We start from the raw sequence: 13,539 nt of genomic DNA, 5'->3' as shown, positions 1-13,539 counted from the left end.
GCATCACAATGGGTCGCGACTCGACTACGGGAGGCAACCCATGACCATGACCCTCATCAAGGGCACCTACCAGATCAAGGACTTCGAACCGGACGGCGACACCGTCCACTTCCTCCCCGACGACATCACCATCTGGTCCCAACTCCCCGGCGAGCACAAGGTCAAGCCGGACGACCACGGCGGCGCCAACCTGAGGCTGGACGGGATCGACGCGCTGGAGACCCACTTCCAGGGCGTCGGTCCCGACTTCGTGCACCAGCCGCTCGACCTGGGCGCGCACGCCGCCCGGGACGCCCTGCTGACCTGGCTGGGCTTCACCGACGTCGAGCAGGGCGCGGACGAGAAGGTCACCTCCGCCACCCCGGAGGCCGTCTCCGGGTTCATCCTCACCAGCGGCGCCGACACGTACGGGCGCTGCGTCGCCATGGTCGGCAAGGGGGTGCCGATCCCGGACGCCGCGAGCGGAACCGCCCTGCGGGTCGACGTGCCGATGCTGCACCAGACCGCCAACCACGAACTGCTCTCCCGCGGCCTGGTCTACCCGACGTTCTACAAGAACCTGCCGAAGGAACTGCGCCTCGACATGGCCGCCACCGCCCAGCGGGCGCGGGCCGAGAAGGCACCCGAGAGCGTCTGGGCCAACGACGTCACCCACAGCGGCGCCACGATCGGGGACCTGAGCTCCCTCACCGACCAGCTGGTCATCATGCCGAAGCTGTTCCGACGCGTGGCCGACTACCTGCGGCTCTTCGGGCCGTCCCTCGAACACCTCCCCGCCTTCCTGGCCGGCGGTGACGACGAGTACTTCCTCTCCGAGCAGCGGAACTCGACCAAGGGCCTGCACCGGATCATCGACGTCATCGGCGACACGATCAAGCTGCGCCCCCGGATCGAGGACATCGTCTTCGTCGAGAAGTGAGCCGGAGGACACCCGCCGTGCCGCCCGCCGACGAACCGCCCGGGCTCACGCCGGCCCCCGGACGGGGCCCGGGGCCCGTCCGGGGGCCGGGCGGCTCAGGCCTGCCAGTGGGGCTTGCCGCTGACCATCCGGCAGTAGATCATCCGGCCGCCGGCGTCGTGGGTGCTCCTGCCCAGGTCAGCGGTGCGGCAGAACTGCCCCGCCTCGTAGCAGTTGCCCGCGTTCGAGCGGATCTCGCACCCGGTCCCGGCTCCGGCCGCCGCCGGGGGCTCGGGGTCGGTGGGCGGCTGGGCGGTGGTCACCTTCGGCTGCGGCGCCTTGGTGACGGGCGGCTGCGGCTTGGCGCTGGGCTGGGCCGGGGGCTCGGCGGGCGGGGGCGTGACCACCGGCACCGGGGGCGCCGGCTGGACCGGCGGGGTGCCGGCCGGGACTGGGACCGGTGCGGCGGACGTCACCGGCGGGGTGGTCGGCGCGGCCGGGGCGGTGGTGGCGGCGACGGTCGGCGTGGCCGAGGCCTTGGCGCCGCCGTCGGCGGCCGACGGGTCGCAACCGGTCAGCGCCAGACCGACGGTGAGGACGAGTCCGGCGAATCCGGCCAGGCCGGCCCGACGGCGACCGGGGAACCGTGGACCGGGTATCCGTGAAGGCATGGAGGAGAACGCTCCGTTCCGTTTGGATGAGTCGTGCGATTGAAACAGGAATCGCACACGCACCGTCCACGGAACTCCCACTCGTTCGCAGATCGAGACCTTCCGGCCTCCGAGCGCCGCCACGCGGACGCCGCCCGATTACCCTGACCAGCCGTCAGCGCAGCCCCGCCGTCCGGCGCTCGAACACCTCGGGGCGGGCGGTCTCCAGCGCCGTGGCGACCGCGCCGAGGAGCACCGCCTCCTCCCCCAGAAGGCTCGGCGCGAGCGTCGGGCGCATCGGGGCGAGCCGGTGCAGGGCCTGCTCCAGCGGCTCCAGGAGCTGGTCCGCGCTGTTGCCGATCCCGCCGCCGAGCACCACCAGGTCCGGGTCGAGGACGGCCGACAGCACGGCCACCGCGTAGGCGAGCCGCTCGGCCTCCCGTTCCACCGCCCGGACCGCTGCGGCCTCCCCCGCCCGGGCCCGCTCGAACACCTGCTTCGCCGTCAGCTGCCGCGTCGGGGAGTCCCCCTCCAGTCCGAAGTCCCGGGCGGCGCGCACCACGGCATCGGCGGCGGCGTCCTGTTCGATGGTCACGGCCGGCTCCCCGGCCCGCCCGGGCAGCGGGACCAGGCCGATCTCGCCCAGCGCGCCGTGCGCGCCGAGGAGCAGCTCGCCGTCCTTCACCACGCCCAACCCGAGCCCGGTGCCGACCAGCAGGTAGGCGAACATCCGGCTGCCCTGCCCGGCGCCCAGGGTGTACTCGCCGAGCGCGGCCAGGTTGGCGTCGTTGGCCACCGAGACGGCCGTCCCCAGGCCCTTCGCTATCCGGTCGAACAGCCCCGGCCTTCCCCACCCGGGCAGACTGCTGGCGTAGCGCACCCCGCGACGCTGCTCGTCCCACACCCCCGGGGTGCCGATCACCGCGTGCACGATGTCCCCGGCAGACGGGCCCGCCTCGGCGATCGCCTCGTGCGCGGCGGCGACCACGGCATCCGCGACCGCGTTCGCCGAACGCCCCCGGTTGGCCACGTCCCGGCGGGCGACCACCGTGCCGGCCAGGTCCGCCACCGCGACCCGCAGCCGGGCCCGGCCGATGTCCACGCCGAGCACGTGCCCGGCGGTCGGGTCCACCTCGTACAGCACGGCGGTGCGGCCGCGCTCGGGAGCCAGCCGCCCGGCCTCGCGGACCAGACCGGCCCGTTCGAGTTCGGCCAGCGCGGCCGAGACGGTCGGCTTGGACAGACCGGTGTCCCGGGCGAGCTGGGCACGCGAGGATCCACCGCCGGTGCGCAGCAGCTCCAGCAGCAGCCACTCGTTGTTGCTGCGCAGCCGCTGCCGGTTCCACGGCACCCCGGGGGCCCCGGCCGCCGGTCGACTGGTCGGCTGGTGGGGGCTCATCGGGTTCCTCCGGTCTGGGTCTGCGGGCGTGGGTCGGGTCAGGTCGGGTCGGTACGGCTCGGCGGTACGGCTCGGCCGGGGCGGTACGGCCGCGTCGGTACGGTACGGCGGGTGGGCCCGGGCTGACCCCGGCCTACGGCGTCCGGGGTCGGGCGCCGCCGCCCAAGTATGACCGGTGATCATCCGCTGTTCGCCTGCCGTATCCACACGACCGCGCGGGCGTCCCCGGCGCCACCCGCGCGGCGCGGGTCGCCCGGAGCCGACCGCTCGGAGCCGGCGGCGTGCTCCGTTACGGCACCGTCTCCGGCCGGTCAACGTTTCACCCACCTGTGGGCGTGCCGCGCCCGGGCGCGTGATCATGGACGTATGCACTTCCGGCACGGCAACCGAGCGGAGGGGCCGCGGCCCGCGAAACCGGATCCCCGGTCCCTGGCGGCGGCCGCGGCGGCCCTCGCCGCACGGCTCGGCGCGATCACCGGTGGTGACAGCGGCGGTGACAGCGGCGATGATCGCGGCGGTAACAGCGGTGGTGACGACGATCCGGATCGGCTGCGCGAGGTCCTCGCCGCCGCCCCGGTCGGCGTCGCGCTGCTCGACGAGCGGCTGCGCTGGCGGTACCTGAACGCGGCCTTCACCACCGCCACCGGGCTGCGCCGCGCGGACCTGCTCGGCCGGGCCGCCGGGACCACCGCCTTCGCCGGTGCCCTGGGCATCCTGCGCCGGGTGCTCGCCGACGGGCGCGACCGCGAGCACGCCACCGGCGGCCCGGACGGCGCGGGCGCGCCCGTACCGCCCGGTCTACGGGTGCGCTACCGGGCGCTGCGGCACTCCGGGCGGACCACCGGAGTGGTCGTCGTCGTGCTGGACGACCCCGACCCGGCCCGCGAGCGGCTGCGCGAGCTGGAACGGGCCCGGGCCAGGCTCGCCCTGCTGGACGCCGCCACCGAGCGGATCGGCACCACCCTCGAGCTCGGCACCACCGGCGCCGAGCTCGCCGCCTTCGCCGTGCCCCGGCTCGCCGACCTCGCCACCGTGGACGTCCTGCCGCCGGAGGCCGAACCCGCCCGGGCGGGCCACGGCGTGGCCCGGCGGCTGCACCGCGTCGGCGCCCGGTCCGCACCCGCGCTGACCGCCGCCCTCGCCGGGCTGCCCCGGCCCGGCGAATCGATCCGCCACCGGGAGGGCTCGGCCGCCGCCCGCAGCCTGGCCGGCGGCGTCGCCGTGCTCCCCGAGCCCGGGCCCGCGGACGCCTGCCCGGCCGGGACGGCCTCGCTGCTGGTCCTGCCGCTGGCCGCCCGGGGCCGCCTGATCGGGCTGCTCACCCTCGGCCGCACCGCCGCCACCCCGGCCTTCACCCCGGACGACGCCGCCCTGCTCGGCGACCTCGCCGCCCGGGCCGCCACCGCCCTCGACAACGCCCGCCGCTTCGCCCGCTCCCAGGGCATCGCCCTGGAACTCCAGCGGGCCCTGCTCAGCGAGCCCGGCAACCCGCACCAGAACCTCTCCCTCGCCTCCCGCTACCTGCCCTCCGGAAGTGCCTCGGTGGTCGGCGGCGACTGGTTCGAGACGGTACGGCTGCCGTTCGGCCGCACCCTGCTGGCGATGGGCGACGTCATGGGGCACGGCGTGGAGGCCGCCGTCGACATGAGCCACTACCGCTCCGCGCTGCGCGACCTCGCCGGGATGGACCTGCCCCCGCACCGGATCCTGCGTCAGCTCGACAACGTCGTCTCGGCCGACGACTCCGCCCGCCCCGCGACCTGCCTGCTGGCCCTCGCCGACCCGGGCCGCGGCCGCTGGACCTTCTCCAGCGCGGGCCACCTGCCGCCCGCCCTGATCGCGCCCGACCGCCCGACCGAGCTGCTGCGCGTCCCCACCGGCCCGCCGCTCGGCACCGGGCTCGGCGGCTACCAGCAGACCGCCCACCCGCTCCTGCCGGACCAGACCCTGCTGCTCTACACCGACGGCCTGGTCGAGCGCCGGGGCGAGGACATCGACGTCTCCCTGGGGCGCCTCGCGGCCCTGCGCCTGCCCGCCACCGGGGACCTCGACGACCTGCTCGACGCCGTCCTCGCCTCGCTCGCCCCGGCCCAAGCTCAGGATCAAGCCCTGGCCCCGGCCCAGGCCGTCGAGGACGACATCGCGCTCCTGGTGGCCCGGCCCCGGCAGCGCTGACGGACCACCGGGCGGCCGGGCCCTACCGGCTCCCCCTCCGGGCTCACACCTTCGCCAGCGCCTGCCGGAGGTCCGCCCAGATGTCCTCCGGGTGCTCGATGCCGACCGACACCCGCACCGTGCCCGGCCCGATGCCCACCGCCGCCAATTCCCCGTCCGACAGCTGCCGGTGGGAGGTGCTGGCCGGGTGCAGCACCAGGGTGTGCACGTCGCCCAGGGAGGGGGCGAGCGAGGCGAGCCGGACGGACTCGGTGAACGTCGCGGCCGCCTCGCGCCCGCCGGCCAGGTCGAAGGCCAGGACCCCGCCGTGGCCGTCGGGCAGCAGGCGGCGGGCGCGCTCGTGGTCGGGGTGGGTGGGCAGGCCCGGGTAGTGGACCGCGGTGACCGCGGGGTGGGCGGCGAGCCGGCCGGCCAGGTCGAGCGCGGTCTCGCAGTGGCGGCGGACCCGCAGGGCGAGGGTCTGCATGCCGCGCAGGGTCAGCCAGGCGGCGAACGGGTCGGCACAGGCGCCGAGTTCGAGCGAACGCCGCCAGACCCGGTGGTGCAGCTCCGGGTCGGCGAAGACGGCGATCCCGCCGAGGACGTCCGAGTGCCCGCCGAGGTACTTGGTCACCGAGTGGACCACGATGTCCGCGCCGTGCTCGATCGGGCGGCACAGCAGCGGGGTCGCGAAGGTGTTGTCCACCACGCTCACCACCCCGGCCCGCCGGGCGACGGCGATCAGCCCGGGCAGGTCGGTGACCCGGGTGGTGGGGTTGGAGACGGTCTCCAGGAGCAGCACCCGGGTCGTGGGACGCAGCGCGGCATCCACCCCGGCGGGGTCGTCGCCGCTCACGTAGGTGACCTCGACGCCCCAGCGCTCGGTGAGGTCGGTCAGCGCGCTGACGGTGCCGCCGTACAGGCTGCGCTGGGCGATCACGTGGTCGCCGGCGCGCAGCAGGGCGAGCAGCGCGGTGTTGATCGCGCCCATGCCGGAGGCGGTGGCCACGGCGCCGGTGCCGCCCTCCAGTCCGGCGACGGCCTGCTCCAGCGAGCGGACGGTGGGGTTGCCGAAGCGGTTGTAGAAGAAGGCGCCGTCCGGTCCGCCGTGGGCCTCGGTGAGCGCGTCGCTGGTCTCGAAGGCGAACAGGTGGCCCTGGTGCAGCGGGACGCCGAGCGGACGGCTGCCGGTCACCTCGGCGAGCGGCGGGTGGACGACCCGGCTCTCGGGGCGCAGCCCGTCGTTCGTACCGGAGGTGGCGTGCGGGGCCCCGTCGGGGTGGAAGTCGTTCATGGCGCTCATCCTCGGCCGGCCCCGGCGCGCCGACCAGGGCCAATCGCCGTCAAGTGGCCCTGGTCGGGCAGTCGTTCCGGTTCCACCGCCCTGGGGGCGGCGGCGAACGCACCGTCGCGGCCGCGTGCGGGCCGCGGACCTCTCGCCTGCGGCCCCGCCCCCCGGCTACTTGCGTCGGCTGAAGATCCGCTTGGCGGCGTAGACGATCCCGACGATCAGCAGCACGACGAGCACGATGAGCAGGATGACCACGACCAGCAGGAACTTGCCCAGCTTGGCGAAGAAACCCTTCTTCTTCTTCTTTTTCTCGTCCTTGGACGCGAGGTGAGCGGCGTCGACGGCGGCCGCGGCACGCGCCTCGGTGCGGACCTGCCGGCCGGAGTCCACGGCCTCGGCACCCTGCGTGCCTGCCGCGCCCGGGTTCGCGGCGGCGGCCGCGACGGTTCGGGGTGCGGCCACCGCCGCCGCGCCCGAAGCCGCGGCGGTGAGGCCGACGGCGGCCAGCAGGGCCACCAGGGCGCCGGCTATCGAACGTGCGATCCGATCAGTCATCGTGCTCCTCATACGAGTCCAGGCAGTCATGGTCTGACCAGCTGGTCTTCCCATCCGCGCCCAGTATGCTCCACTGCTCTTCTACAGCAGTGTAAGAATCCGAAGCGCCGGCCCCTGCTCGGATCGCCTCCGGCCGCGGGCCACCCGCCCCGCCGCTGTCGACGGGCACGCGTGGCAACCGCGGAGGATGACGTCGAGTCCGGCCGCAGGGGTTCCCCCCGGAGCCCGGAATTCGCCACACCGGGCCGGCGGGGCGCCCGAGGAGACGTCAGCGCCGCGTCGCCCGTGTCCGACCGATCCGGAACGGTTCGGACGTCGACCGCCAGGTTCCGGGCAGTGGTGGCAGGCGAAATGGCAGCCCACGGCGGTGCCGTGCCGCTCGCACAGGCCATGGCAGTTGCTGCCGCCGTGGACCCCGGCCACTCGCAGGGGATCTCCGACCGGTGCCGCCGGGACGTCCCGGCCGGCCCGCTCAGAGCCCGGACACCGGCAGCAACTGCACCCGCGACGGGTCGAACAGCTGCCAGAGCGCGGGCTGTCCGCTGCGGCCGACCCGCAGCCGGCACCAGCGCTGCCCGGCCGCGTCCTGCCACCACGCACTGATCCGGCCGAGCGCCCAGGTGCCGCCGCCGAGGTGCACCTCGACCGGCTGGTAGACCCACCGGACGTCCCGGTCCGCCGGTTGCGGGTCCGCCCGGTCTCCGGCGACCTCGGGACTGCGCTGACTCTCCATCACGGCTCCGCCTCCCCGGCCCGGCCCCGGCGGCCGGACGCCCTTGGGGCGGCCGTCAGCCGGGGGTACAGCTCACCCACCGAACTCTACAGGCGTGTAGAGACCGATGGGTGAGTTCTGTCGAAGACGATCGATCCAGGCCGGTCCGCCGGGGGCGCGCGTACGTCTGTTGCGGCTACGCTCCGCGCGACGGTTCCGTGGGCGCCGCCGCCCCGCGCGCCGACCGCCTCCGCTGCCACAGGGCGAGCGGCACGATGCCGGCCAGTGCGGCGGCCTCCGGTGCCGGCGGCGCCTCGAACGGCGTCGTCCCGGCAGGGACGCCGGCCGCGCCCACTGCCCCGGCCGGCACCTTGTCGAAGGTGTCCGGGACCGGCAGGGTGGACCAGTCGGACACCGGCCAGGCGACCACGAAGGCCCGGCCGACCACGTTGTCCACGGGCACGAAGCCGTCGCCGCTCTGGTTGTGGTGCCAGCGGGAGTCCCGCGAGTTGTTGCGGTGGTCGCCCATCACCCAGAGCTTGCCCTTGGGCACGGTGATGGTGCCGACCGGGTCGTTGTCGCAGGGCGTCGAGCCGGGGAACAGGTACGGCTCGTCCAGCGCCACGCCGTTCACCCTCAGCGGCGCGCCCACCTCGCAGTCGAGGGTGTCCCCGCCGACCGCGATCACCCGCTTGATCAGGTCCTTCTCGTCCGCCGAGGGCATCAGGCCGACGGTGCTGAGCGCCTTCTGGACGGTGCCCATCACGGAGTCGCCGGAGGTCGTCGGCGTGCCCTCCAGCCAGCCGCCCGGATCGCGGAACACCACCACCTCGCCGCGCTCGGGCTCGGCGCCGAACCACGGGGTGAACTTGTCCACCAGCACCCGGTCACCGATCGCGAGGGTCTGCTCCATCGAGCCGGAGGGGATGGAGAAGGCCTGCACGAAGAAGGTCTTGATGCCGAGCGAGAGCAGCAGCGCGATCACCAGCAGGATCGGCAGTTCCTGCCAGAACGGGCGCTTCTTCCGGGCGCGCTCGGCCTCCTTGCCGGTCTTCGCGGGGGCGTCGGCCTCCTCGGGAGCACCGGCGCCCGAGCCCGCGCCCGCGTCCGCGTCCTGCGCCTCCGCAGTACCCGGGCCCGCCTCCGGCCGGCCGTTCCCGGCCTCCCCGCGTTCCCCTGCTCCGCCGCTCTCCCCGGACTCCGCGCTCTGCTGCACACTCATCTCCTCGGCCCCTCCGACGGCCTGGTGGGAGCCGGTACGAAGACCCCCTGTCAGGAACGAACCTACCGAACAGAGGTTCCCGGGCGCGCCCTGACGTGGATGCGCTCGCCCTGCGGGCCGAACAGGCTGAGGAACTCCACCGGCTGCGGGCCCGCGTTGCCGAAGGCGTGCGGGGTGCGGGTGTCGAACTCGGCGGCCTCACCGGCCGTCAGCTCCAGGTCGTGGGTGCCGAGCACCAGCCGCAGCCGCCCGGACAGCACGTACAGCCACTCGTACCCCTCGTGGACCTTCAACTCCAGCTCTGGCCCGGCGTTCCGGCCCGGCGGCACGATGTGCTTGTAGGCGTGCAGCCCGCCCAGGTGCCGGGTGAGCGGGACGATGGTCTGGCCGTTCCTGGTCACCGGGCGCGGGTGGATCCGCGGGTCGCCGGTCGCCGGGGCGCCGACCAGTTCGTCCAGCGGCACCCGGTACTCCCGGGCCAGCGGCAGCAGCAGCTCCAGCGTCGGCTTGCGCTGCCCGGATTCGAGCCGGGACAGCGTGCTGAGCGAGATGCCGGTCGCGGCGGCGAGCTTGGCGAGCGTGGTGCCGCGCTCGCGGCGCAGCGCCCGCAGCCGCGGGCCCACCGTGGTGAGGACGTTCTCGAACTCTTCGTCGGCCATGCCTGTCATTTGCCGGTACGGCAAGGCCCCTTGTCAATCCGGCACACGGGTGAGGCCCCGGCCGCCACCCCTGGGGGTCACCGCAGCGCGTCCGCCGGCCCGACCTATCCTCCCGTCATGCGCCTCCTCCTCACCCGGGACAGCGTCGCGGCCGGCGACGACGCCGACGCCCCGCACGCCGAGACCGTCCTCCTCCCCGACGGTCTGGACGCCCCGGCGGCGCTCACCGCCCTCGGGCTCCCCCGCCCCCGCCTCCCGCTGATCGGCGGTGGCCTCGCCACCTGGGTGGTGTACGCCGCCGACGGCTCCCCGCTGGCCGTCCTGGCCCAGCAGTGGCCGCTACCCCGCCCGCTCCCGGCCGCCCGGGGCCCGCTCGACCGCCTGGCCGGAGCGGACGGCACCGTCCGGCTGCACGTCGAGTACCGGCGGCAGCTGGACCCGGAGGCCGAGTACGAGCGGCTGCGGCACGGGTAGGCCCGGGGCGTCAGGGCGCGTCGGGGTGTCCGGGTCGCGTCGGGGCGTCAGGGCGCATCGGGGTACGCGGGGGTGCCCGGGGCGGGTCCGGGTGTCAGGGCGCCTCACGGCCCCAGGGGAGGAACCCGTACTCGTGCACCCACCGCGCGATCGGATCGAACCAGTCCGCGAGGACGAACAGCAGCAGGGCCGCCGCCCCGCCCAACAGCAGGCCGATCGCCACGGCCGTCACCACCATCCCCGCCACCGCCCGCATCGGGCCTCCTCCCCGTCCCCGGAAGAGTCCCCCGCCCCGCCCGCGCGGGTACCGAACGTCCTTGGACCGAGGCCGAGTTGTCACCGTCCGGTGAGGAACGGCGGCAACCGCGCGGTCCCGCTCACCGGCACGCGCGAGCCCCGGCGCGCGGGCCCCGGCGCGTGCCGCCCCGCACGCGCCAGGACGCGGGCCCTACAGCCAGTCCCGCTTCTTGAACACCAGGTACAGCCCGGTGCACACCAGCGCCATCAACCCGATCGCGAACGGGTAGCCGAAGGCCCACTTGAGCTCCGGCATCTCCTCGAAGTTCATCCCGTACACCGTGCCGATCAGCGTCGGCGCGAAGAGGATGGCCGCCCAGGAGGAGATCTTCTTGATCTCGTCGTTCTGCGCGTGCCCCGCCTCGGCGAGCTGCTTCATCTCCTCGTTCTGCCGCTGCGAGACCAGCGTCGCGTTGACGGTCAGGATGTTCTGGAGCATCTGCCGGAAGCCGTCCACCCGCTCGGCGGCGTAGGTGGCGTGGTCGGCGACGTCGCGCAGGTAGCGCTGGAGTTCCTCGTCGGTGCCGTACTTGCCGAAGCCCGCCTCCAGGCTCTTCATGATCTCCAGCAGCGGGCGGGTGGCGCGCTGGAACTCGATCACCTCGCGGGACAGTTCGTAGATGCGGCGGGAGACCTGCGGGTCGCCGCCGAACACCTCGGTCTCGATCTCGTCGATGTCGTGCTGGAGGCCGGCGATCACCGGCGCGTAGCCGTCCACCACGGCGTCCAGCACCGCGTACAGCACCGCCTCCGGACCGAGCGCCAGCAGCTCCGGGTCGTCCTCCAGGCGGCGGCGCACCGCCGACAGGTCCGGGGCCTGGGAGTGGCGGACGGTGATCACGAAGTCGGGGCCGACGAAGAGGTGGATCTCGCCGAAGTCGACCTCCTCCGCCTCGTCCAGGTAGCGGGCGGCGCGCAGCACCACGAACAGGGTGTCGCCGTAGCGCTCCAGCTTCGGCCGCTGGTGGGCGACGATGGCGTCCTCGACGGCCAGTTCGTGCAGGTTGAACCGGTCGGCGGCCTCCAGCAGCTGCGTCTCGGCGGGGCGGAACAGGCCGATCCAGGCCATCGTTCCGGGCCGGTCGGGCAGCTTGCGGTAGATGTCCGCCAGGTCGGTGGGCGCCTCGATCCGGTGGCCGTCCCGGTAGACCGCCGCGTCCACGACGGAACGTTCCAGCGTCACCGGTTCGACCGGCTGGTCCGGGCGCGGGTCCATCGAGTGCTCGGGCGCCGGCTGGGTGTCGGCGGGCCGGACGACGGTACGGGAGAACGGACGCTTGCTCGCGCGCACGGCGCGCACACGCCAGTCGGACATGGCGGGACCTCCACGGGAGTTGCCCGGCCGCCGTACGGAACACGGCGGACCGGAGGCGCCCGGCCGGCCGCCACGCGCACGGCGCGACCGGCGGCACCTCGTCGGGAGGACGAGGTCAGTGCCGCGCGGGAGCCGTACGGGAGGAGGTGTGCCGGGGGCCGCGAGTGGTGCGGGACAACCGGGATCGGGGCCGACTTCGACCCGTACTACTGCACTCCACAGCTCTCACCTCCTGGGCGCCGAGCGCTCACGCACCGGAAAGGCGCCAGCACAACCCCGTCGAGTCTAGTACCCGCGCGCCCCGGGCTCGGACCGGGCCCCGCCGCAGGTCGTGCCCGGCGCCCGCGACCGGCACTCGCGGCCGCCCGTATCCGCCCCTCCCGGTCTGATTCGGCCCGGTCCGGTCCGGCTTGGCCAGGACGGGCCGGCCAGGCGTCAACCTCCCTGCCCGGCAGGGACGTTCCTCCGGAGCGAAGCGATCACGCGGAGGCGACCGCGCCACTACGCTACGTGTCATGACTTCTTCGGAGAGGGCCTCGGGGCTGGGTACGGCGGTGGTGATCGGCGGCGGGCTGGCCGGGATGGCGGCCGCGTGGGCGCTGCGCGGGTTCGCTGAGCGGATCGTCGTGGTGGAGCGGGACCGGTACCCGGCGGGGCCGCAGTTCCGGGCCGGGGTGCCGCAGGGCCGGCACGCCCACCTGGTGCTGGAGGCCGGGCACCGGCTGCTCGAGGAGATGATGCCCGGCATCAGGCAGGAGCTGGCGGCCGCCGGCGCGCGGCGGGTGTCCGTCTCGGACGTCAAGTGGCTCTGCTCCGCCGGATGGCTGGCCGAGTACCCGGCACAGATGAGCTTCCTCTCCTGCACCCGGCCGCTGCTGGACTCGTTCGTGCTGGACCGGCTCCGCGCCCACCCCGCGATCGAGCTCCTGGAGGGGACGGACGCGGTCGGACTGCTCGGCTCGGCGACTGCCGTGACCGGGGTGAAGATCCGCGAGCGCGGCCCGGATCGCGGCGAAGTCCGCGAGATACCGGCGGAGTTGGTGGTGGACGCGACCGGCCGCTCGACCTCGGTGCCGAAGTGGCTCACCGAACTGGGGTGCCCGCCGGTGCCCGAGGAGCGGGTGGACGCCGGCGTCTCCTACGCCTCCCGGATCTTCCACCGCCCGGCCGGGGCCGACCTCGGCGACCGAGCGGTCTACATCCAGACCAAGGCCCCGGACGCGCCGCGGCTGGGCGTGCTGCTGCCGGTCGAGGGCGACCGCTGGATCGTCAGCCTCGCCGGGATGCGCGGCGCCGAGCCGGCGGCCGGCGAGGAGGGCTTCACCGAGCACCTGGGCCTGCTGCGCGACCCGTTGCTGCACGAGGTGCTGCGGGACGCCGAACCGGCGGGCGAGGTACGGGGGTTCCACCCCGGCCCGGGCGTGCGCCGGCACTACGAGCGCAGCTGCCCGGACGGGCTGGTGGTGGTCGGTGACGCCGCGAGCACCTTCAACCCGGTGTACGGGCAGGGGGTCACCGTCGCCCTGTTCTGCGCCCGGGAGCTGCGCCGCACCGCCAAGCGGCACGGCGGCATCGGGCACACCACGGCCCGGGCCGCGCGGCGCGCCGTCGCCACGGCGTCCAAGGTCCCGTGGATGATCTCCTGCGCCGAGGACGCCCGCTTCCGTACCACCACCGGCGCGCCCTCCGGCGCCCTGATCGAGCTCCAGCACCGCTTCTTCGACAAGGTGCTGGCGGGCAGCACCCGGGACCCGGCGGTCACCAAGGCGTTCCACGAGGTGATGTCGCTGGTGGAGCCGCCGTCGCTGCTGTTCCGGCCCTCGGTGCTCGCGTCGGTGCTGCGCGGCTGAGGGGGACGCGGGGCCGAGGGCGGCCGCCGGGGGCGCTGCCGGCGGGCGGTGGGGTCGGGCGGT

General features: G+C 74.7%; 13 protein-coding genes. 4 read left to right on the top strand and 9 right to left on the bottom strand.

Annotated elements, in window-relative coordinates; all coding sequences use genetic code 11:
- The first annotated feature begins 40 nt into the window (after positions 1-40).
- Positions 41-919: a nuclease gene (locus ACZ5GH_RS33655; protein ID WP_387757104.1), complete on the top strand. Its 879-nt coding sequence runs from the start codon at positions 41-43 to the stop codon at positions 917-919.
- A gap of 95 nt (positions 920-1,014) precedes the next feature.
- On the opposite strand, the gene ACZ5GH_RS33650 is transcribed toward ACZ5GH_RS33655, so the two are convergent.
- Together ACZ5GH_RS33650 and ACZ5GH_RS33645 are read right to left on the bottom strand one after the other, a co-directional pair.
- Positions 1,015-1,569, bottom strand: coding sequence for a hypothetical protein (locus ACZ5GH_RS33650; RefSeq protein WP_387757102.1), 555 nt, complete (start codon positions 1,567-1,569; stop codon positions 1,015-1,017).
- 154 nt (positions 1,570-1,723) lie between these two features.
- Positions 1,724-2,947 carry an ROK family protein gene (locus ACZ5GH_RS33645; protein WP_464336179.1) on the bottom strand — a complete coding sequence of 408 codons (1,224 nt, stop codon included), beginning with the start codon at positions 2,945-2,947 and terminating at the stop codon, positions 1,724-1,726.
- A 366-nt stretch (positions 2,948-3,313) separates the two neighbouring features.
- Here ACZ5GH_RS33645 and ACZ5GH_RS33640 point away from each other — a divergent pair, with 366 nt between their 5' ends.
- Positions 3,314-5,122: a SpoIIE family protein phosphatase gene (locus ACZ5GH_RS33640; protein WP_464336178.1), complete on the top strand. Its 1,809-nt coding sequence runs from the start codon at positions 3,314-3,316 to the stop codon at positions 5,120-5,122.
- 43 nt (positions 5,123-5,165) lie between these two features.
- Here the strand turns inward: ACZ5GH_RS33640 and ACZ5GH_RS33635 are convergent, their stop codons facing one another.
- The 5 genes from ACZ5GH_RS33635 to ACZ5GH_RS33615 form a co-directional block, all read right to left on the bottom strand.
- On the bottom strand, positions 5,166-6,395 hold the full coding sequence (locus ACZ5GH_RS33635) for a trans-sulfuration enzyme family protein (protein WP_464336177.1): 1,230 nt from the start codon (positions 6,393-6,395) through the stop codon (positions 5,166-5,168).
- A gap of 165 nt (positions 6,396-6,560) precedes the next feature.
- On the bottom strand, positions 6,561-6,947 hold the full coding sequence (locus tag ACZ5GH_RS33630) for a hypothetical protein (RefSeq protein ID WP_464336176.1): 387 nt from the start codon (positions 6,945-6,947) through the stop codon (positions 6,561-6,563).
- Between the two features lie 472 nt (positions 6,948-7,419).
- Positions 7,420-7,683 carry a hypothetical protein gene (locus ACZ5GH_RS33625; protein WP_464336175.1) on the bottom strand — a complete coding sequence of 88 codons (264 nt, stop codon included), beginning with the start codon at positions 7,681-7,683 and terminating at the stop codon, positions 7,420-7,422.
- Between the two features lie 172 nt (positions 7,684-7,855).
- Positions 7,856-8,881, bottom strand: coding sequence for a signal peptidase I (gene lepB, locus ACZ5GH_RS33620; RefSeq protein ID WP_464336174.1), 1,026 nt, complete (start codon positions 8,879-8,881; stop codon positions 7,856-7,858).
- Positions 8,882-8,943: 62 nt separating this feature from the next.
- The gene (locus ACZ5GH_RS33615) at positions 8,944-9,540 is read right to left on the bottom strand and encodes a helix-turn-helix domain-containing protein (protein WP_387757090.1); all 597 of its coding nucleotides are present in this window, start codon (positions 9,538-9,540) and stop codon (positions 8,944-8,946) included.
- A gap of 117 nt (positions 9,541-9,657) precedes the next feature.
- Between ACZ5GH_RS33615 and ACZ5GH_RS33610 the strand changes: the two genes are divergently transcribed.
- Complete coding sequence (locus ACZ5GH_RS33610) at positions 9,658-10,014, top strand: hypothetical protein (protein WP_464336173.1); 357 nt, start codon at positions 9,658-9,660, stop codon at positions 10,012-10,014.
- 94 nt (positions 10,015-10,108) lie between these two features.
- On the opposite strand, the gene ACZ5GH_RS33605 is transcribed toward ACZ5GH_RS33610, so the two are convergent.
- Together ACZ5GH_RS33605 and ACZ5GH_RS33600 are read right to left on the bottom strand one after the other, a co-directional pair.
- Positions 10,109-10,270: a hypothetical protein gene (locus ACZ5GH_RS33605; RefSeq protein ID WP_464336172.1), complete on the bottom strand. Its 162-nt coding sequence runs from the start codon at positions 10,268-10,270 to the stop codon at positions 10,109-10,111.
- A gap of 192 nt (positions 10,271-10,462) precedes the next feature.
- Positions 10,463-11,626 carry a magnesium and cobalt transport protein CorA gene (locus ACZ5GH_RS33600; RefSeq protein ID WP_464336171.1) on the bottom strand — a complete coding sequence of 388 codons (1,164 nt, stop codon included), beginning with the start codon at positions 11,624-11,626 and terminating at the stop codon, positions 10,463-10,465.
- Positions 11,627-12,141: 515 nt separating this feature from the next.
- On the opposite strand from ACZ5GH_RS33600, the gene ACZ5GH_RS33595 reads away from it, so the two are divergent.
- Positions 12,142-13,476 (top strand): NAD(P)/FAD-dependent oxidoreductase, encoded by a 1,335-nt coding sequence (locus ACZ5GH_RS33595; protein ID WP_464336170.1) that lies wholly within the window; start codon positions 12,142-12,144, stop codon positions 13,474-13,476.
- Positions 13,477-13,539: the final 63 nt, after the last annotated feature.

This window comes from Kitasatospora sp. Xyl93, assembly GCF_055383135.1.
This window is presented reverse-complemented; position numbering and strand designations above follow the sequence as displayed.